Raw genomic sequence first — 19,799 nt, 5'->3', positions numbered from 1 at the left:
GCCCCTCGATCATCTCGCCGAAGCGACAGGATCAGGCTTCGTCGCCGAAGCCTTCCTGTTGGCCGGCGCCGCCTTCCAGCAGCTCCTGAGCGGCCTGGTCGGCGGCGTTACGCTCGTCGTCGAACTGAGCGCGGATCACGTCCTCGCCCTTCGCTTGACGCTCGGCTTCGTCGGCCGAACGGGCGATGTTGATCTTGACGGTGGCCGAGACCTCGGGGTGCAGGCGAACCAGCACTTCGTGGACGCCCAGCGTCTTGATCGCCGTGTTCAGGACGACCTGCGAGCGCTCGACCTTGCCGCCTTCGGCGCGAACGACCTCAGCGACGTCGCGGCCGGCGACCGAGCCGTACAGCTGGCCGGTTTCGCCGGCCTGACGGATCATGACGTAGCTCTGACCGTCGATCTTGTCGGCGATCTTCTGAGCTTCGGCCTTGTTCTTGTCGTTGCGGGCCTCAATGGCGGCGCGCTCGATTTCGAAGGCCTTCAGGTTGGCTTCCGTGGCCCGACGCGCCTTGTCGCGCGGCAGGAGGAAGTTGCGGGCGAAGCCGTCCTTGACAGTGACGACGTCGCCGATGGCGCCGAGGTTCTCGACGCGTTCCAGCAGAACGACCTTCATCTTACTTCACCACGTACGGCAGCAGGGCCAGGTAGCGGGCGCGCTTGATGGCCTTGGCCAGCTCGCGTTGCTTCTTGGCGGAAACGGCGGTGATGCGCGAGGGCACGATCTTGCCGCGTTCGGAGACGTAACGCTGCAGCAGCTTCACGTCCTTGTAGTCGATCTTCGGCGCGTTGGCGCCCGAGAACGGGCACACCTTGCGACGACGATAGAAGGGGCGACGGGCCGGGCCGGAGCCGGCCGGAGCGCCCGGGATGGGGGCAGTCGTATCGGTCATGATCCGGTTCCTTATTCCGAAGCCGCGGCGTCGTCGCCGCGCGGGGCGCTGCGGTCACGCTCGCGTTCACGGCGGGCCAGCAGGGGCGACAGCTCCAGGTCGAGTTCCTCGACGCGGATGGTCAGCCAGCGCAGCACGTCTTCGTTGATCGACAGCTGGCGCTCGACTTCGGCCATGGCGGCCGGCGGGCAGTCGACGGCCATCAGCGAATAGTGAGCCTTGCGGTTCTTCTTGACCCGGTAGGTCAGGTTGCGCAGACCCCAGTACTCGATCTTGGCGACGGAGCCGCCGTTTTCTTCGATCAGAGCCTTGATGGTGTCGTTCAGCGCTTCGGCCTGTTGCGCCGAGATATCCTGGCGCGTCATGACCGTGTGCTCGTAAAGAGCCATGCGGCATTCTCCCTTGGCGGACATCGGCGCGGGCGAACCGGGTAGTTCGTCCACGATGGCTCCTGACACGGCGGACGGGAGTTTCCCGACCCTTTGACATTCCGCAGCAGGACCGAAGCCCTGGAAAGGGCGCGCCTATACGGGAAAAACCCCGGCAGGGCAAGGCGCGGCGGCCTTTGCGCCGGCAATTGGCAGGGGCGGCGAAGCGCGGCACGGTTGGGCATCACGCAACCGGAGCCTTCAGCATGACGCAAACGCCGACGCCAAGGAACCGCTGGTCGCTGATCGGGCCGGGAATCGTGGTGGCGGCGACCGGGGTGGGGGCCGGCGATCTGGTCGCCACCCTGATCGCCGGATCGCGCTTCGGCTACGCCCTGCTGTGGGCCGCCGTCGTCGGGACCGTGCTGAAGATCGCCCTGGCCGAGGCCGTGGGGCGGTGGACCCTGTCCAGCGAGCGGACGATGTTCGAGGGCTGGTCCAGTCTGGGCGGCGGCTGGCTGGACGGGCGGCTGAACTGGGCCGGGCTCTATTTCGGCGTCTATGTGGTGGTGTGGGGCTTCGTCTATGGGGCGGCGGCCATGACCTCGACGGCTCTGCCGCTGGCGGCGCTGTTCCCCGTGCTGGACCTGAAGGCCTGGGGGATGCTGAGCGGGGTCGCCGGGCTGATCTTCGTCTGGTTCGGCGGCTACGGCCTGTTCGAGAAGGTGATGACGGCCTGCGTCGGGGTGATGTTCGTCACCGTCGTCGGCCTGGCCGTGATCGTCACGCCCAATCTGCCGGAGCTGCTGACCGGTCTGTGGCCGAGTCTGCCGGAAGGGTCGGCCTTCTATACCCTGGGCTTGATCGGCGGGGTGGGGGGCACCATCACCATGGCGGCCTATGGCTATTGGCTGAACGCCAAGGGCTGGAAGGGGCCGGGCTGGATGGCGGTCATGCGGCTGGACAACCGGGTGGCCTATGTCGTCACCGGCGTCTTTGTGGTCGCCATGCTGATCGTCGGGGCCGAGCTGCTCTATAGCGCCGGGATCGCCTTGCAGGGCGGTGACCGGGGGCTGCTGGACCTGGACCAGGTGCTGCGCGAGCGGTTCGGGCGGCCGATCTCTATTCTGTTCCTGGTCGGATTCTGGGCCACCAGCTTCTCCAGCCTGCTGGGCGTGTGGCAGGGCGTCAGCCTGATGTTTGCCGACTTCACCGCCCATGTGCGCGGCCGCTCCGACAATCCGAAGGCGCGCGGCGACAAGAGCCGGGCGTTCCGCGCCTACGCCCTGTGGCTGACGTGCCCGCCGATGCTGCTGCTGTTCATGGACCGGCCGTTCGGGCTGATTGTCGCATATGGGGTGCTGGGCAGCCTGTTCATGCCCTTCCTGGCGGGGACGCTTCTGTGGCTGCTGAACAGCGCCCGGACGCCGCAGGAATGGCGCAGCGGCTGGATTTCCAACCTGTTGCTGGGGGCGGCGGCCCTGCTGTTCGCGGTGCTGGCGGGCAAGGAGCTGCTGGGCCTGATCCCGTCGTAGTCGGCCTATTCCTCGCAGGAGTTTCACAAAAGCCCCGGCGAACCGTCGCATTGGGCCGCTAGGCGTCGCCCTCGACCACGTGAGGTTCGGGGAAACATCGTCATGAAGCTGTCCGTCGCCTGTTTGGCCGCGTCTGTTCTGCTAGCCGCCGCGCCCTCCATGGCCCAGGTCGTCGCGCCGCCGGACCCCGATCCGCTGCCGCCGCCGCTGCACGCGCCCAACGGCCGCTGGGCCGCCAAGGGCTGGGCCGACCGCATCGTGCTGAGCCCCGCCGCAGACGCCGCGCGCGGCGCCGCCGTCGCCTGGCGCACCGATGCGCGCCAGACCGCCGCCGAGGCCCAGATCGCCGAGGAGATCGACGGCCCCCTGCTGGGCTTCGCCGCCCGCACCGTGGCCGGGACCACGGCGCCGATCGAGAACGAGAACGGCCGCGCCTTCTATCATCAGGCGCGCTTTGACGGGCTGAAGCCGGACACGCGCTATGTCTATCGCGTGCGCGCCGCCGACGGCTGGAGCGAGTGGCTGCCGTTCCGCACGGCGAAGGCCGAGTTCGCGCCCTTCCGCTTCATCTATCTGGGCGACACGCAGAACGACATTCTGGAGATCGGCTCGCGCGTGATCCGCTCGGCCTTCAAGGAGGCGGGACCGGCGGCCCTGGTCGTCCATGCGGGCGATCTGGTGGCCCAGCGCGAGGTCAAGGTTCACGACGACGAGTGGGGCGAATGGACCGAGGCCGGCGGCCGCGCCTTCGCCATGACGCCGCAGCTGCCCGCCAGCGGCAACCACGAATACGTCGACCACATCCTGCCGAACGGCGAGGAATCGCGCGTCCTAGGGCCGCACTGGCCGCTGCAGTTCGCCCTGCCGGACAACGGGGCAGACGGGGCGAAGGCGACCAGCTATTATGTCGATTATCAGGGCGTGCGTTTCATCGTGCTGGACGGCACGGCGGCCATCGATCTGGGCGCCGGGGAAAGCCAGACGCGCTGGCTGGACAAGGTGCTGGCCGAAAGCCCGGCGCGCTGGAACGTCGCCCTGTTCCACCAGCCGATCTACACCTGCGCCCGGCCCGAAGACACCGAAGAGCTGAAGGCCGCCTGGAAGCCGATCTTCGACGCCCGCAACATCGATCTGGTGCTGCAGGGGCACGACCATTGCTACGGCCGCGTCTCCAACCCGGCCGGGGCCGAGGCGTCGCGCGCCGACAGCGCGGCGGGCCGTCCGCAGGGGCCGGTCTATGTCGTCTCCGTCACCGGCTCCAAGATGTACGGGCTGAACGACCGGGCGGACACGCAGCCGGTGCGCGCGGCCGAGAACACGGAGCTGTATCAGTTGATCGACGTCGAGGCGGACCGCCTGTCGTTCCGCGCCTTTACGGCGACGGGCGGGCTGTACGACGCCTTCACGCTGGAGCGGCAGGCGGACGGCACGAAACGGCTGGTCGAGACCCAGGACACCCTGCTGGCTCTGCGTCGTTGCGACGGCGCGGCGGGGCCGGACGACCGTCCCTGCACGGCGGAAATCAAGGACTGAGGACGGGCGCGAGGCCTGTCCGCTGTCGCGTTCTTCTTGCCGTAGGGGAGGGATTCGCCTACCCCTCGCGGCTTGATTCAACGGATGACGGACGATCCCGGATGAGCCTCGCGCTTCTCTTTCCCGGTCAGGGCAGCCAGTCGGTCGGCATGGGCGTCGCCCTGTCGGACGCCTTCGCCAGCGCGCGCGAGGTCTTCGCCGAGGTGGACGACGCCCTGAACCAGAAGCTGTTCGAGCTGATGCGCGAAGGGCCGGAAGATCAACTGACCCTGACCGAGAACGCCCAGCCGGCCCTGATGGCCGTGTCGGTCGCCACGGCGCGGGTGCTGAAGGTCGAGTTCGGCGTCGACGTGGCGCGCGCCGCCTTCGTCGCCGGTCACTCCCTGGGCGAATATTCGGCCCTGGCTGTGGCGGGCGCGATCAGCCTGTCGGACACCGCCCGCCTGCTGAAGCTGCGCGGTCAGGCCATGCAGCGCGCCGTGCCGGTGGGCAAGGGCGCGATGGCCTCGCTGATCGGCCCCAAGACCGATCTGGCACTGGCTGAAGAGGCGGCCAAGGCCGGTTCGGCGGCGGGCGTCTGCGTCGTCGCCAACGACAACAACAAGGGCAACGTCGTCATCTCCGGCGACAAGGCCGCCGTGGATCTGGCCATCGAAAAGGCCAAGGAACTGGGCGCGCGCGCCATTCCGCTGAACGTCTCGGCGCCCTTCCACTGCCCGCTGATGCAATCCGCCGCCGATGAAATGGCCGCCGCTCTGGCGGACGCCAAGATCATCGCGCCCGTCGTGCCGGTGGTCGCCAACGTCACCGCCCGCCCGGAAACCGACGCCGAGGTCATTCGTCGCCTGCTGGTCGAGCAGGTCACGGGCCGCGTGCGCTGGCGCGAGAGCATGGAGTGGATGGCGAGCGAAGGCGGCGTGACCCGCTTCGTCGAGGTCGGCTCGGGCAAGGTGCTGACCGGCATGGCCAAGCGCATCGCCCCCGACGCCGAGGCCCTGGCGCTGAACACGGCCGAGGAGCTGGAAGCGTTCGCGAAAAGCCTTTGATCCTTCTCCCCTTGCGGGAGAAGGTGGCTGGCGCAATCAGACGGATGAGGGGTCGCTACGGCCTCTCAAGATTGAAGACACGGCAGGGGTCGGCAAGACCCCTCATCCGGCCCTGACGGGCCACCTTCTCCCGCAAGGGGAGAAGGAAGAGGAGAGACAGAGATGTTCAACCTTACCGGCAAGACCGCCCTCGTGACCGGCGCTACCGGCGGCATCGGCGGGGCCATCGCCCGCGCCCTGCACGCGCAAGGGGCCACTGTCGTCCTGTCCGGCACGCGCGAAGCCGTGCTGGCCGATCTGGCCAAGGAACTGGGCGAGCGGGCCCACTTCGCCACGGCGAACCTTTCGGATCCGGAGTCGGTCGATAATCTGGTGAACGCGGCCGAGACGGCGGCGGGCGCGCCGCTGGACATCCTGGTCGCCAATGCGGGCATCACCAAGGACGGCCTGCTGATGCGGATGAAGGATGAGGACTTCCAGTCGGTCATCCAGATCAACCTGGAAAGCTATTTCCGTCTGACTCGCGCGGCGGTGAAGGGGATGATGAAGCGCCGTTCGGGCCGCATCATCGGCATCACCTCGGTGGTCGGCGTCACCGGCAACCCCGGCCAGACCAACTATTCCGCCTCAAAGGCCGGGATGATCGGCTTCTCCAAGTCGCTGGCCCAGGAAGTCGGTTCGCGCGGGATCACGGTCAACTGCATCGCGCCGGGCTTCATCGCCTCGCCGATGACCGACGTGCTGAACGATCAGCAGCGCGAGGCCATCCTGTCGAAGATTCCGGCCGGACGTCTGGGCGCCGGCGACGAAATCGCCTCGGCCGCCGTCTATCTGTCGTCGGATGAAGCGGCCTACGTCACCGGCCAGACGCTGCACGTCAATGGCGGCATGGCGATGATCTGAACCCGTTGCGCGGCGCCATCACGACGCGCAACAGACTATTTCCACGCCGTCACCCTGTGCTAAAGGGCTCGGACGTCTTTCGGGGGTGAGTCTCATTGAGGCTTGATCCCGACAGGCAGCCGTGACACGGCGAAACAACCCAAGACCCGCCTTCACGGCGATTTCAAACAGGCAGAGAGACACTCATGTCCGACACCCTCGAACGCGTCCGCAAGATCGTGATCGACCACCTGGACGCCGATCCGGACAAGGTCACCGAGAAGGCTTCCTTCATCGACGACCTGGGCGCCGACTCGCTCGACAACGTCGAACTGGTCATGGCCTTCGAAGAAGAATTCGACGTCGAAATCCCGGATGACGCCGCTGAGCACATCCAGACCGTCGGCGACGCGGTGAAGTTCATCGACGAGAAGCTGGCCGCCTGATCCGCCTGCGATTCGTCGCACTTACCAGCTGATGGCCGCCGTGACGGACCCCTAGCGGGACCGTCCGGCGGCCATTAGTGTTTCTGGCTACGATTCTGACCAAGAAGGAGCGCGAACCATGCGCCGCGTCGTCATCACGGGCCTTGGCCTGGTCACTCCGCTCGGTTCGGGCGTCGAGCACGTCTGGCAGGGCATCCTGGATGGTCGTTCGGGCATCCGTCCGATCACCGCTTTCGACACCGAAGGCTACGGCTGCACTATCGCGGGCGAAGTCCCCAGCGTCGACGGGCGCGGCGGCGGCGAGGCCGGGCAACCGGGCGTCTTCGATCCCGATCAGGTCATGTCGGCCAAGGACCGCAAACGCGTCGACGACTTCATCCTGTACGCCATCGCAGCGGCGGACGAGGCGCTGGCGGACGCGGACTGGAAGCCGGAATCGGAAGACGACAAGGAAGCGACCGGCGTCATGGTCGGCTCCGGCATCGGCGGTCTGGGCCCCATCGCCGACACGGCCATCGTGCTGAAGGAACAGGGCGTCCGCCGGGTCAGCCCCTTCTTCATCCCCTCGGCCCTGATCAACCTGGCGTCTGGCCAGATCTCGATCCGCCACGGCCTGAAGGGCCCGAACCACTCGGTCGTCACCGCCTGCGCCACCGGCGCCCACGCCATCGGCGATGCGGCCCGGATGATCGCCCTGGGCGACGCCGACGTCATGGTGGCGGGCGGTGCCGAAAGCTCGGTCGTGCCGATCGGCATCGCGGGCTTCCTGGCCTGCAAGGCGCTGTGCACCGCCTATAACGACACGCCGGAGAAGGCCTCGCGCCCCTATGACCGCGGCCATGCGGGCTTCGTCATGGGCGAGGGCGCCGGGATCATGGTGCTGGAAGAGTACGAACACGCCAAGGCGCGTGGGGCCAAGATCTACGCCGAGGTCGTCGGCTACGGCATGAGCGGCGACGCCTATCACATCACCGCACCATCCGAAGATGGCGACGGCGGTCTGCGGGCCATGAAGGCGGCGCTGAAGCGCGCCGGTATGCAGCCGTCGGACCTCGACTATGTCAACACCCACGGCACCTCGACCATGGCCGACTGGATCGAGCTGAAGGCGGTCGAACGTCTGGTCGGCGATCACGCCAAGGATCTGGCCGTGTCGTCCACCAAGTCGATGACGGGCCACCTGCTGGGCGCCGCCGGGGCGATCGAGAGCATCTTCTCGGTCCTGGCCATCCGCGACCAGATGGCGCCGCCGACCATCAATCTGGACGATCCGGAGATGGAGACGCCGATCGACCTGATCCCGCACAAGGGCAAGGCCAAGAAGATCGATGTGGCGATGTCCAACAGCTTCGGTTTCGGCGGCACCAATGCGGCCGTGATCTTCAAGAAGGTCGACTGACTTGGCCAAGGCTCCGCCCCCCCGCACCCCCAAGGTTCGCATTCCCAAGTCGCGCGTTCCGAAAAAGGGCGGCGGGGGCGGAGGCTCTCGTTTCGGCCTCGGCGTCGGCCTGATCACCGCCGCCGGGACGCTGGGCCTGTTCCTTGTCGCTGCGCTAGTGGCGTTCTGGGCCATCTACTGGGGACCGGGGCCGAAGGCGGCGGAAGGGGAGGCGACCATCGTCACCCTGCCGTCCGGGGCGGGCGTTCCGGCCATCGCGGCCAATTTGAAATCGGCGGGGGTGATCCGCTCCACCGACCTGTTCCGTGCGGCGATCAGCCTGACGGGCGCCGACCGCAAGATCCGCGCGGGCGAGTATGAGGTGCCGTCGGGCGCCTCTCTGGCGACGGTGGTGGGCCTGCTGGTCGACGGCAAGGCGGTGCGCCACTACGTGACCCTGCCTGAAGGCTGGTCCAGCGCCCAGGCGGTCGACATCCTGATGAAGCAGCCGGTCCTGACCGGCGAGGTCGAGGTTCCGCCCGAGGGCAGCCTGTGGCCGGAAACCTATGAGGTCACGCGCGGCGAGACGCGCGCGGCCGTCGTCGCCCGGATGCAGCGCGCCGCCAAGACCAAGCTGGAGACCCTGTGGGCCGCCCGCTCGCCCGCCACGGTGGTCACGACGCCAGAAGAGGCCGTCATCCTGGCCTCCATCGTCGAGAAGGAGACGGGCATCGCCTCCGAACGGCCCGAGGTGGCGGCCGTCTTCACCAACCGCCTGCGGCTGGGGATGCGGCTGGAGAGCGACCCGACCATCGTCTACGGCGTGACCAAGGGGCGGCCGCTGGGGCGCGGCATCCTGTTGTCTGAGCTGCGCAATCCGACGCCGTGGAACACCTATCTGATCGACGGCCTGCCGCCGACGCCTATCGCCAATCCGGGCGAGGAGGCGATCAAGGCCGTGCTGAACCCGCCGCGCTCGGAATACGTCTTCTTCGTCGCCGACGGCACGGGCGGCCACGTCTTCGCCCGCACCTATCAGGAGCATCTGCTGAACGTGGCCCGCTGGCGCGAGATCGAGCGCCGCAAGGCCGGTCTGGCGGCCGGGGAGAGCGCGCCGGAAACCTCGCCGGCGCCCATGACGGACGAAGCCGCCAGCCCAGCCATCGCCATCCCGCCGGGCGCCAAGGTCATTCGCGTGCCGACGGAGGCCGGACGATGAGTCAGATTTCAGGCCAAATCTCGGGCATGACCGGCTTTGGCCGGGCCGATGGGGCGCTGGACGGCTGGACCTGGACGGTCGAGGCGCGCTCGGTCAACGGGCGCTCGCTGGAGACGCGCTTTCGCGGTCCCGGCGGCTTCGACAATCTGGAGCGGCTGGCCAAGGCGGCGGCTCAGGCGCGGCTGAACCGGGGGCAGGTGACGCTGGGCCTGCAGACCAAGCGCGCCGAGGGGAGCGAGCCCGCGCCGCGCGTCAATGAGGCGGTGCTGGCGACCTATCTGCGGCTGGCGAACCAGTTGGCGGAGGAGGGGGCGACCCCGCCTTCGGCCGACGGCCTGCTGGCCCTGCGCGGCGTCATCGAGGTCGCGGAAGAGGACGAGGACGCCGAGGCCCGTGCGGCTCTGGAATTGGCCATGGCCGCCACGGTTGAACAGGCGCTGGACGCGCTGAAGGCGTCGCGTCAGCGCGAGGGCGAGCAGCTGACGCCGGTGATCCACGACTTCGTCGGGACCATCGAGGCTCTGGTCGCCCGCGCTGAGCTTGAGGCGTCGGCTCAGGTCGAGGCCATCCGCGAACGCTTTACTCGTCGTATCAGCGAACTGGCGCCCGATGCGCCGGGGCTGGACGAGCGCGTCTTCCTCGAGGCCGCGGCGTTGGCGACCAAGGCCGACGTGCGCGAGGAGCTGGACCGGCTGACGGCCCACGTCGCCTCGGCCCGCGCACTGTTGCAGCAACCCCCCGCCGGTCGAAAACTCGACTTCCTGATGCAGGAATTCATGCGCGAGACGAACACCCTCTGTTCGAAATCCGCTACGACCGCGCTCACCGGAATCGGCCTGGAATTGAAGGCCGTCATCGAGCAGCTTCGAGAACAAGTTCAGAATGTCGAATAACCGCACCCCCCGCCGTGGCGTCCTGCTGATCGTGGCCAGTCCGTCGGGGGCCGGAAAGACCTCGCTGTGCCGCCGCCTGATGGCCGACCACAAGGGGCTGGAGCTGTCGGTCTCCATGACCACCCGCGACATCCGTCCGGGCGAGGTGGACGGGCGCGACTACAACTTCGTCAGCAAGGAGCAATTCCAGCGCCTGGTCGACGCCGACGCCTTCCTGGAATGGGCCGACGTGCACGGGAACCGCTACGGCAGTCCGGCGGCCCCGGTCGAGCGGGCGCTGGCGGAAGGCCGCGACGTCCTGTTCGACATCGACTGGCAGGGCGCCCGCGACGTGGCCGCCAAATGCCCCGGCGACGCCGTGCGGGTCTTCATCCTGCCGCCCAGCCTTGAGGAGCTTCGCCGCCGTCTGGTGACGCGCTCGCAGGACGCCGAGGACGTGATCGAGCGCCGCGTCGCCAACGCCAAGGGCGAGATCGAGCACTGCGACGACTTCGACTATGTGCTGGTCAACGAGGACTTCGACCGATCCTACGCCGAACTGGCCCACATCTATCACGCCGAGCGCAGCCGCCGTCACCGCAACCTGTGGGTTGATGGCTACAAGCAGGCCCTGCTGAAGGAAGTGGTCTGACGCCCATGAACGACGCCGAGCACCGCCGCTGGCTGGCTCAGGCCGTCGACCTGGCGCTGGAGAACGTCAGGGCGGGCGGTCGGCCGTTTGGGGCGGTGCTGGTCAAGGATGGCGTCCTGATCGCCAGCGGCGTCAACCGGATGCTGGCGACCAACGATCCCAGCTCCCACGCCGAGATGGAGGCCCTGCGTCAGGCTGGGCCGGCGCTGGGCGGCGTCGATCTGTCGGGCGCGATCCTCTACGCCAGCGGCCACCCGTGTCCCATGTGCCTGGCGGCGGCGGTGATGACGCGGGTCAGCGCCGTCTACTACGCCTTCAGCAATGCGGACGCCGAGCCCTACGGTTTCTCCAGCGCGGCGACCTATCAGGCGCTGGGCGTGACGCTGGACCCGCCGCCGCTGCCGCTGACGCAACTGGACGCGCCCGGTCGGACGGCGGCTGATCTCTACGGCGACTAGCGGAAGGTCACGCGCACGCCCGGCTTGACCTTGGACGCCAACTGTTCGGCGTCCCAGTTGGTCAGGCGCACGCAGCCGCTGGAGAAGGTCTTGCCGACCTTGGACGGGTCCGGCGTGCCGTGGATGCCGTAGGTGTCGCGCGACAGGTCGATCCACACCGAGCCGACCGGATTGTTCGGTCCCGGCGGCACGATGACCTTGCGGTCGCCCCGGTCATAGCTGACGCGGTCCGGGTCGTAGGTGTAGTTCGGCTCGGGCGCGACGCCGACGACGGTCAGATCGCCCGAAGGCGCCGGGCGCGTCGAACTGCCGATGGTGGCCGGATAGAAGGCCAGAAGCCTGTCCGCCGCGTCATAGACCCGCACCGACCGCTCGGCCTTGTCGACGACGATATGGGCCACGTCGCCCGTCAGCTCGGTCTTGGCCACGGCGGCAACGACGATGGTCTGGCCCGCCTTGCCGAAGTCAACGCCGGGGTTGAGCGCCTGCAGCAGGCCCTCGGTCATGTGGAACTTCTCGGCCAGCATCTCCAGCGGCGTGGCGTAGCCGACGGTCTGGAGCTTGGCCATGTCGGTCAGATCGGCCGGAACCTGGCCGATGAAGGGACCGGCCAAGTCGGCGGCGGTGATCGTGTAGTCGGTCAGTACGCGGCCGTCGTCGCCCGAGGTCAGGCGGCGGAACACCTCGGCGTCCAGCACCCCGTCCTGAGGCAGACCGGCGGCCTTTTCGAAGGCGGCGATGGCCTGGCGGGTGTTGTCGCCGCCCAGGCCGTCGATCACGCCCGGCGAGAAGTTGGCGCGGTCCAGCAGGATCTGGGCGCGCGCCGTCGCCGCGTCGGGCCGCGCGGGTTGACCCTCGACGGGGGCGGCGACGGTCTCAAATACGGCGGCCTCGACCGCCTCGCGATTCAGAGCGGAGGCGGCGGTTTCGGCGACCGGGGCCTGTTCGGGCCTCGGCGTCTCAGCGGGCGATCCGCAGGCCGCGAGCACGGCCAGGGTGAAGGGCAGGACTGAGACGGCGAGACGCGATTTCGACATGAAAGCTCCGAAGGTTCCGGGGCTTGTCGAACGCGCCTAGGCTGTCCGCTGTTCCTGCATTTCCTCGGTGCGGGCGGCGAAGAAGGTCTTCATGCGGGCCAGGGCGTCCTCGATCTCGGGCGTCGAGACGGCGAAGCTGAAGCGGATGAAGCGGTGGCCGTTCACGGGGTCGAAGTCGACGCCCGGCGCCGTGGCCACGCCCGTCTCGCGCACCAGCTTCTCGCAGAAGGCCATGCTGTCGTTCGTCAGGTGGCCGATGTCGGCATAGATGTAGAAGGCGCCGTCCGGCGGGGCGATCGAGCGCAGGCCCATGGCGGGCAGGGCTTCCAGCATCCGCTCGCGGTTGGCGCGATAGACGTCGATGTTGGCTTCCAGCTCTTCTTCGCAGTCCATGGCGGCCAGGCCGGCGAACTGGCTGAGCGTCGGCGGCGTCAGGAACATGTTGCCCATGCGCGCCCGGGCTTGCTGGACCTCTTCTTCCGGCAGGATCAGCCAGCCCAGACGCCAGCCCGCCATGCTCCAGTATTTGGAGAAGCTGTTGACGATCATGGCCTTGTCGTCGAACTGCAGCATGCAGGGCGTGTCGTGGCCGTAGGTGATGCCGTGATAGATCTCGTCCGAGATGATGCTGATGTTGCGCTCGCGGCAGACCTCGACGATGGCCTTCAGCTCGTCCTCGGCGATGACGGTGCCAGTCGGATTGGCGGGGCTGGCGATGATGACGCCCTGGGGCGCCGGGTCCAGGTCGCGCAGCGCCTTGGCCGTCAGCTGGAAGCGCACGTCGGGGCCGCAGTCGATCTCCTGCGGGACGATGTGCAGGGCCTTCATCGTGTTGCGATAGGCGACATAGCCGGGGCGAGCGATAGCCACGCGGTCGCCGGGAGCAAAGCGCATGTTCAGCGCCACCACCAGGGCGGGAGAGGCGCCGGCGGTCATGATGACGCGCTCGGGATCGATGACGACGCCGTAGCGGTCCTTGTACAGCTTGGCCACGCGGGCGCGCAGGTTGGGGCTTTCCCAATAGCCGCCGGCTTCGGCGTCGACCACGCGGTGGGCCTCGGCGATGGCGCGGCTGGGGGCTCCGGTCGAGGGCTGGCCGAACTCCATATGGATGACCGACTGGCCCTGCGCCTTCATCTCATGGGCGATGCGGCTGATGGCGATGGCGCGGAAGGGTTCGATTTCTACTGTCATGTCAAAGCGTCGGCCAATCTGAGGAAGCCCGCCACGTCGATGGTTTCGGCGCGGGCGTCGGGTTCGATTCCAGCGGCTTCGCACAGGGCGGCGCCGCCAAGTTGTTTCAGGCTGGAGCGCAGCATCTTGCGACGCTGGCCGAAGGCGGCCGCCGTGACCCGTTCCAGCCGCTTCAGGCGGTCGGGGGCGGGGCGCTCGGCCAAGGGTATCAGATGCACCACGGCCGAGGCCACCTTGGGCGGCGGGGTGAAGGCGGCGGCGGGCAGATGCATGACGATGCGCGCTTCGGCCACGGCCTGACTGATGACGGCCAGACGGCCATAGGCGTCCTCGCCCGGCTGGGCCACCACGCGCTCGGCGACTTCCTTCTGGAACATCAGGGTCAGGGCGCACGGCGTCCACGGCCCCGTCAGCCATTTGATCAGCAACGGCGTGCCGACGTTGTAGGGCAGGTTGGAGACCAGATGCGCCGGTCCCTCGACCAGTTCGGCTTCCTTCACCTTCAGGGCGTCGGCCTCGACGATGGTCAGGCGGCCCGAGCCGTCGTCCAGTTCGGACAGCAGGGGGATGAAGCGCGGATCCTTCTCGACCAGCACCACCTTGCCCGCGTCGCTCTCCAGCAGGGCGCGGGTCAGGCCGCCGGGGCCGGGGCCGACCTCGATGACGGCGCGGCCGTCGAACGGTCCGGCGTAGCGGACGATCTTCCGCGTGACGTTCAGGTCCAGCAGAAAGTGCTGGCCGAAGCTCTTCTTGGCCGACAGGCCGTGGGCGTCGAGCGTTTCACGCAGGGAGGGCAAGGTCATTCGCCCTTCTCCCCTCGGGGGAGAAGGTGGGCGGCGGAGCCGCTCGGATGAGGGGGCTGCAGCCGCATCTGCACGGCGCGTGCGCGGATCGCGCCCAACAGGCCGTTGGGGTCGGACAGAAAGGCTTCATTGCCCGATCTCAGCACCATGAATCCCGCCTGCTCCAGTCTGGCGTCACGTTCAGCATCCTGCGCCTCATGAAGCTTATGGACGCCGCCGTCCAGTTCTACGACGAGTCGAATTTCCGTGCAGACGAAGTCACAGATCACGCCGCCGACGGGCGTCTGGCGACGAAACTTGAGATTATCGAAGCGGCGGTCGCGGACAAGACGCCAAAATATTTCCTCAGCGGGGGTGAGGGTTCGCCGTTGTCGGCGGGCGCGCTTCGTCCTGTCCGGCGTTTGCCACATGGCTGGCCGCCCCCTCATCCGTCAGGCTGCGCCTGCCACCTTCTCCCCCGAGGGGAGAAGGCTATCGGTTGGCGCGGGCGGACGCCATCTCCGAAGCCAGGCGGACGGCGGCGATGAAGCTGTCGGCGCGGGCGATCCCCTTGCCGGCGATGTCGAAGCCGGTGCCGTGGTCGGGCGAGGTGCGGACGATGGGCAGGCCCAGAGTGGCGTTCACCCCGCCCCAGAAGTCCAGCGTCTTCACCGGGATAAGCGCCTGATCGTGATAAAGGCAGACTACGGCGTCATACCGCGCCCGCGCCTCTTCGTGGAACAGGGTGTCGGCGGGCAGGGGATCGGTGATGTTCAATCCCTCGGCGCGCAGGGCCTCGGCGGCGGGCCGCAGCACCGTCACCTCCTGCAGGCCGATGGCGCCGCCTTCGCCCGCGTGGGGGTTCAGGGCGGCCAGGGCCAGGCGCGGGGCGTTGATGCCGAAATCGCGCTTCATCGATTCGTGGACGACGCGGGCGACGCGGGCGACGCGCTCGCCCGTCACCAGTTCGGGCAGTTGGTCGATCGGCACGTGGATGGTGACGAGGCAGGCCCGCAGATTCTGCGCCGTCAGCATCATCACCGGGCCGCGCGTGCCGCTGAACGGGACGTCGGCGGTCAGTTCGGCGATGAACTCGGTGTGGCCGGGAAAGCGGAAGCCGGAGGCGTACATGGGCGCCTTGGCGATCGGCGCCGTCACCAGGCCGCAGCCTTCGCCCGACAGCACCAGATCGACGCCGCGCTCTATCCAGTCGGCGACGGCGACGGCGTTGGCGGGCTCAGGCTGACCCGCCGCTACGGGGGCGGGCGCCGGATGGTGCAGGACGGGGATGGCGCGGCCGAAGACGCCGGCGGCGTCCGCGGGGCTGAGGACGGCCTCGACCGGCTGGCCCTGCGCCTTCAGAACAGCGGCGTCGCCGACCACGACGAAGGGCGCGACCGGCGCCAGGGGGCCGGGCGCGGAGCCCAGCACCGACCAGGCGCGCGCGATGATCTCCGGCCCCACCCCTGCGGGGTCGCCCATCGTGACGATGAGCGGCCGGATCATCGTCATTGCTTGATTTCGATCAGGGCGTCGGCCCGCAGGTCGCGCAGATAGCGGCGGCCCAGCATGGCGTAGTTCTGGTTCTGCAAACGGGCTTCGACCTGTTGCGCCGAGGGGGCGTCGGGACCGCCCAGGCGGCGATCGCAGACGGCCAGCAGGTGCACGCCCAGCGGGGTGCGGACCGCCGTGCTGACTGAGCCGACCTCGGCCGAGCGGGCGACCTGCTGGAACTGCGGCAACAGGTCCGCGACGTCGCTCTCGCCCAGATCGGCGCCCAGCAAGCCCGGTTCCGAACGCGCGCGGGTCAGGATGTTGTCGCAGGTCAGCTGGCCGCGCAGGGCCTCGAGGCGCTGGGTCGCGGCGGCGACCTGGGCCTCATCGGCGTTTTCCGGCAGCTCGACCATGACCTGCTTCATCTTGACCATGCTGGTCGAGGCGCCCGAGCGCTTGTCGCGCATGTAGAGGATGTAGACGCCGCCATCGACGGGGATGGGGTTCGACAGCTGGCCGGGCTCCAGCGTGTCCATGACGGACTGCAGGGCGGGCTGGACTGTGCCTTGGACCACCCAGCCGGCGTCGCCGCCGCGGGCGGCCGAGGGGGCGGCCGAGAACTGGCGCGCCACGGCCATGAAGGGCGCGCCCTGGATCATCTGCTGCACCAGTTGGCGCGCGCCGTTCATGGCTTCCTGCATGCCGCCGACGCGGGCGGCTTCCAGGTAGATTTCACCGATCAGATACTGAGGCTTGGTCGCCGATTCGGTCATCTGGCGCATGGTTTGCTCGACCTGGCTCTTGCCGACGCGGGCGCGGTCGCGGAAACGGCCGCCGACCAGTTCGCGCCAGCCGATCTCGGTGCGCATCTGCTCGCGGAAGGCGGGGATGCTGATCCCGCCCTGTTCCAGGAAGTTGATGTAGCTGGCCGGCGTCGTGCCCGCCTGGCGGGCCATGTCGGCGATTTCCTGATCGATTTCGGCGTCGCCGATCTTGAGCTGTTCGAACTTGGCCAGTTCGGCGGCCTGGAGGTGCTGGTCGATCAGGTCGTTCAGCGCCTGCTGCTGGATGGCGCCGATGTTTTCTTCGGTCGGCTGGACCTGGGTCATGGCCATCAGAACCAGCATCCGCTGACGCAGGTCGAAGCCGGTGATGATGCGGTCGTTGACCGTCGCGATGATGCCGTCGGACAGGCGGAACTGCGGCGCAGGCGCCGTGCGCTGGGGCGCTTCCTCGGCGGCGGGGTTCAGCGCGCCGGCGGCCGGAGTCTGAGGCGCGGCCTGCGCAGGAGCGGGAGACGCCGGAGTCTGAGCCGAGGAAGGCTCCACGGCCGCCACGACCATAAGGGCGGCCAGGGCGGCTCCCGTAGAGTAACGCATCAAACCCATCGTCAGTCCTGATTCCCTAAAGCGGTCCCGAGCCGATCGGCGGCGATCGCCACGCCGCAGCGCCGGGGCGCAAGCTCCCCTACGCCGCAATGCGCGCCCTGCCTACCGCATATCATTGCGATCATAGCCTGAAGCCCCAAAAGTGGCGAGGTTAAGACGGATGTAAACGCCTTCCGCCGGGCCGGTCGGCCGGACGCGCGTGTTGTCGCGCCGCCAGCCCAGCTCAATGCGGAAGCAGTCGTCGTCGTACAGCAGGCCGACCTCCGACCGGGTGACGATGTCGCGTTGCATGTCGGCGATCCCCGTCACCGCCACGCCCCAGTTGCCGTAGATGAACTGGTGACCGGAGAGTTGGACGAACTCGTAGTTGCGGTTCTCGGGGCCGTCCAAGGGGTTCGAGCTGTCCACGATGTAGCTTACGCTGGCCAGGTTTCGGCGTCCCCAGCGGCCGTCGACGGTCGCCTCAGCCCGACGAACTTGGCCATTGCCGTCGATGGTGGCGTGGAACCAGCCGCGCATGCGATCCGAGGGATTGAATGACCCCTGAACCACCCAGTCCGAGGTCCGGCTGGCCAGACCCGAGGGGTCATAAAGGCGCGTCGGATCGTCCGGGATCGGCGTCAGGTATTCGTCCTGGTCGTCTGCGCGCATGCTGCGGCCGATGAACAGGCTGGCCGAGCGCACCTCGTCCCAGTGCAAGGTCGCGCGCGCGCCCGCCGTGAAGCGCAAGCCGCCCTCCAGCAGGTCGTAGCCGGGGAATCGATCCATGCGGAACAGGGACAGGTGGTCCAGCTCCGTGATCTGGCTGTCCTCGTTCGGAATGCGTCGATCCAGGTCCGCCTTGTTGGAGATCGACAACTGGGCCATCGGTTCCAGGATCAGATCGGACGAGGCGCTGAGGCGGCGGTACAGGGGGTAGCTGACGTCGACCCCGGCGCTGGCGCGCGCGCGCGCGTAGGTCTCGTTTTCGACGCCCATGGCGGGCGGCAGGTCGGCCACCGAATAGACGTCGGCGCGCAGGTCGACGAACGGCTCCCAGCGCACGCCGATGGGCGAGATCATCGCGCGGCGCCATTCCGCCTGGCCGGTGACGCGGCGGCTGTCGACGCCGGGCAGGCCGTCGGTCGGGCCGCCGGGAATCAGTTCGGGCGCCAGGGTGGGGAAGCCGACATAGGCGTCGCGGGTCAGGGCGACGGCGGAGCCGCGCAGACGCAGGCGGCCGCCGAAGACGGGGCCTTCCGGCTCCCATCGCGCCTCGATCAGGGGCGCCACCAGCGGCAGGGTGTTGTCGTCCTCGAAGACGTTCAGGGCCGGGGTGACGGGGTCGAACTGCGCCACCCGCAGGCTTTGCATGGTGAAGGCGGCGACCGACAGATAGGAGCGCTGGGTCTGACGCTCGGCGTAGATCTGGCTGATCAGGCGGCGGCTGTCGCCGTAATACAGGCCGTTGTCCTGATAGGCGTCGCGCACGTCATAGCGGTCGAACAGCGTCTTGTCCGAGACGCGCTCGGCCGTGAAGCCCCAGCGCCACGGGCCGTCAGGGTCGAAGGCGCCGTGTGCCAGCAGATAGCTGCGCGCAGTCTTGTCGCCGAAGCGGACGTTGCTCTCCGCGTCGCCGTCGCCGTCCAGGTCGAAGTCGCCGAAGCTGCGGCCGTAGGTGGCGCCGCCGCGCGCCACGATCATGCCGTCCGTGAATCGCTTGCGCCATTGCAGGTTCAGCAGAGGCTCGACCCTGGTGTTGAACTGCGGGCTGATCAGAACGTCCTCGGACGGCGAGATGACGTGCAGATAGGGAAGTTCGAGCGAGACGCCCCGTCCGGCCTGATAGTCGCCCCAGGGGACCAGAAAACCCGACGCCCGATCTACGCTGGGGTCGGGGTGCGAGAAGGCGGGCAGGTAGAAAATCGGCACGCCGCCCAGGCGGAACACCACGTCGCGATACAGGATCGCGCGCAGCTCTTCGTTCTGCACCGCCTTGGAGGCCTGGATGGAGACGCTGGGCGTCTTGGCCGCGCCGTCTACGGTGCAGATGGGGCAGGGGGTGAAGATGACGTTGTTCAGCTCGCTGACCGTTTCGGAACGGCGCACGGCGGTGGCGGCCATCAGGCTGGAGCCGTTCGACAGGCGCGTGGCCAGGTCGACGGCCACGCCCGTCTTGAAATCAGAATCCAGTTCGATGCGTTCGGCGTGAACGACCGAGCCGTCCGGCGCCGTCAGTTCAGCGTCGCCCGAGGCCGTGGCGACCTGGCTTTGCAGGTCATAGGTGACGTCCTTGGCGCGCAGGCTGTGGTCCTGGAAACGCGCCATGACCCGATCCTCGGCCGACCCCTGGGCCGAGACGACGTCGCCTTCGCGTTGGGCGGAATCGGCGTCCATGTAGACGGCGTCAGGCGTCAGACCGTCTGCGCCCGGCGTCTGAGCGGCCGTTTGCGGCGCCGCCTGAACGGCGGGGGCTGGAGCCGGCGCCTGGGCCTGGGCGGCGTAGGCCAGTCCTGGCGCAGACAGGGGCGCGCCTATGACCAACGCCGCGCCGGTCAACAGCCGAAGGCGCAGGGCTCCCATGCGGGGGAGACGGCGATGGGTCATGCGGTGTCCACTCATTACCGGCCGGGCGGAAACCGC

At 68.3% G+C, this 19,799-nt stretch carries 20 protein-coding genes; 10 read left to right on the top strand and 10 right to left on the bottom strand.

Annotated features, from left to right (window positions below):
* Positions 1-31: 31 nt before the first annotated feature.
* The 3 genes from rplI to rpsF are packed head-to-tail and all read right to left on the bottom strand — an operon-like array spanning position 32 to position 1,282.
* On the bottom strand, positions 32-616 hold the full coding sequence (gene rplI, locus BJP32_RS02765) for a 50S ribosomal protein L9 (RefSeq protein ID WP_003165450.1): 585 nt from the start codon (positions 614-616) through the stop codon (positions 32-34).
* Position 617: 1 nt separating this feature from the next.
* Entirely contained in the window at positions 618-893 is a 276-nt protein-coding gene (rpsR, locus tag BJP32_RS02760; protein ID WP_003167100.1) for a 30S ribosomal protein S18, read from the bottom strand.
* Positions 894-904: 11 nt separating this feature from the next.
* Positions 905-1,282 (bottom strand): 30S ribosomal protein S6, encoded by a 378-nt coding sequence (gene rpsF / locus BJP32_RS02755; protein ID WP_003165448.1) that lies wholly within the window; start codon positions 1,280-1,282, stop codon positions 905-907.
* A 245-nt stretch (positions 1,283-1,527) separates the two neighbouring features.
* Here rpsF and BJP32_RS02750 point away from each other — a divergent pair, with 245 nt between their 5' ends.
* The 10 genes from BJP32_RS02750 to BJP32_RS02705 all read left to right on the top strand — a co-directional run bounded on the left by BJP32_RS02750 (position 1,528) and on the right by BJP32_RS02705 (position 11,282).
* A complete protein-coding gene (locus tag BJP32_RS02750; RefSeq protein ID WP_076222739.1) occupies positions 1,528-2,796 on the top strand; it encodes an Nramp family divalent metal transporter in 1,269 nt (422 codons plus the stop codon).
* 102 nt (positions 2,797-2,898) lie between these two features.
* Positions 2,899-4,329: a metallophosphoesterase family protein gene (locus BJP32_RS02745; protein ID WP_046654277.1), complete on the top strand. Its 1,431-nt coding sequence runs from the start codon at positions 2,899-2,901 to the stop codon at positions 4,327-4,329.
* A gap of 101 nt (positions 4,330-4,430) precedes the next feature.
* Positions 4,431-5,375, top strand: coding sequence for an ACP S-malonyltransferase (gene fabD / locus BJP32_RS02740; RefSeq protein WP_046654275.1), 945 nt, complete (start codon positions 4,431-4,433; stop codon positions 5,373-5,375).
* Between the two features lie 162 nt (positions 5,376-5,537).
* Complete coding sequence (gene fabG / locus BJP32_RS02735) at positions 5,538-6,278, top strand: 3-oxoacyl-[acyl-carrier-protein] reductase (protein WP_046654273.1); 741 nt, start codon at positions 5,538-5,540, stop codon at positions 6,276-6,278.
* 185 nt (positions 6,279-6,463) lie between these two features.
* The gene (locus BJP32_RS02730) at positions 6,464-6,703 is read left to right on the top strand and encodes an acyl carrier protein (protein WP_003165440.1); all 240 of its coding nucleotides are present in this window, start codon (positions 6,464-6,466) and stop codon (positions 6,701-6,703) included.
* A 118-nt stretch (positions 6,704-6,821) separates the two neighbouring features.
* Positions 6,822-8,102: a beta-ketoacyl-ACP synthase II gene (fabF, locus tag BJP32_RS02725; RefSeq protein WP_046654271.1), complete on the top strand. Its 1,281-nt coding sequence runs from the start codon at positions 6,822-6,824 to the stop codon at positions 8,100-8,102.
* A gap of 1 nt (position 8,103) precedes the next feature.
* Positions 8,104-9,300, top strand: coding sequence for an endolytic transglycosylase MltG (gene mltG / locus BJP32_RS02720; RefSeq protein WP_046654269.1), 1,197 nt, complete (start codon positions 8,104-8,106; stop codon positions 9,298-9,300).
* Positions 9,297-10,193 carry a YicC/YloC family endoribonuclease gene (locus BJP32_RS02715; protein ID WP_046654268.1) on the top strand — a complete coding sequence of 299 codons (897 nt, stop codon included), beginning with the start codon at positions 9,297-9,299 and terminating at the stop codon, positions 10,191-10,193. The genes mltG and BJP32_RS02715 overlap by 4 nt, the downstream gene beginning before the upstream one ends.
* Positions 10,183-10,824 carry a guanylate kinase gene (gmk, locus tag BJP32_RS02710; protein ID WP_040345659.1) on the top strand — a complete coding sequence of 214 codons (642 nt, stop codon included), beginning with the start codon at positions 10,183-10,185 and terminating at the stop codon, positions 10,822-10,824. Before BJP32_RS02715 ends, gmk begins: the two co-directional genes overlap by 11 nt.
* Before the next feature lie 5 nt (positions 10,825-10,829).
* A complete protein-coding gene (locus BJP32_RS02705) occupies positions 10,830-11,282 on the top strand; it encodes a nucleoside deaminase (protein WP_046654266.1) in 453 nt (150 codons plus the stop codon).
* Here the strand turns inward: BJP32_RS02705 and BJP32_RS02700 are convergent.
* The 7 genes from BJP32_RS02700 to BJP32_RS02670 all read right to left on the bottom strand — a co-directional run bounded on the left by BJP32_RS02700 (position 11,279) and on the right by BJP32_RS02670 (position 19,763).
* Positions 11,279-12,319 carry a L,D-transpeptidase gene (locus BJP32_RS02700; RefSeq protein ID WP_046654264.1) on the bottom strand — a complete coding sequence of 347 codons (1,041 nt, stop codon included), beginning with the start codon at positions 12,317-12,319 and terminating at the stop codon, positions 11,279-11,281. The two genes, BJP32_RS02705 and BJP32_RS02700, sit on opposite strands and share 4 nt — an antisense overlap.
* 36 nt (positions 12,320-12,355) lie before the next feature.
* Positions 12,356-13,513 carry a pyridoxal phosphate-dependent aminotransferase gene (locus BJP32_RS02695; RefSeq protein ID WP_046654263.1) on the bottom strand — a complete coding sequence of 386 codons (1,158 nt, stop codon included), beginning with the start codon at positions 13,511-13,513 and terminating at the stop codon, positions 12,356-12,358.
* Positions 13,510-14,316 (bottom strand): 16S rRNA (adenine(1518)-N(6)/adenine(1519)-N(6))-dimethyltransferase RsmA, encoded by an 807-nt coding sequence (rsmA, locus tag BJP32_RS02690; RefSeq protein WP_003165432.1) that lies wholly within the window; start codon positions 14,314-14,316, stop codon positions 13,510-13,512. Before rsmA ends, BJP32_RS02695 begins: the two co-directional genes overlap by 4 nt.
* On the bottom strand, positions 14,313-14,726 hold the full coding sequence (locus BJP32_RS02685; RefSeq protein ID WP_046654368.1) for an endonuclease domain-containing protein: 414 nt from the start codon (positions 14,724-14,726) through the stop codon (positions 14,313-14,315). Before BJP32_RS02685 ends, rsmA begins: the two co-directional genes overlap by 4 nt.
* A 61-nt stretch (positions 14,727-14,787) precedes the next feature.
* Entirely contained in the window at positions 14,788-15,807 is a 1,020-nt protein-coding gene (gene pdxA, locus BJP32_RS02680; RefSeq protein ID WP_076222737.1) for a 4-hydroxythreonine-4-phosphate dehydrogenase PdxA, read from the bottom strand.
* Complete coding sequence (locus tag BJP32_RS02675; RefSeq protein WP_223850868.1) at positions 15,804-17,168, bottom strand: peptidylprolyl isomerase; 1,365 nt, start codon at positions 17,166-17,168, stop codon at positions 15,804-15,806. Before BJP32_RS02675 ends, pdxA begins: the two co-directional genes overlap by 4 nt.
* 111 nt (positions 17,169-17,279) lie before the next feature.
* Positions 17,280-19,763, bottom strand: coding sequence for an LPS-assembly protein LptD (locus tag BJP32_RS02670; protein ID WP_233126681.1), 2,484 nt, complete (start codon positions 19,761-19,763; stop codon positions 17,280-17,282).
* Positions 19,764-19,799: the final 36 nt, after the last annotated feature.

The organism is Brevundimonas sp. ZS04 (genome assembly GCF_001956865.1).
GTDB classification, from domain to species: Bacteria; Pseudomonadota; Alphaproteobacteria; order Caulobacterales; family Caulobacteraceae; genus Brevundimonas; species Brevundimonas diminuta.
Note: the sequence above shows the minus strand (reverse complement) of the source record. Positions and strands in the feature narration are given on the sequence as shown.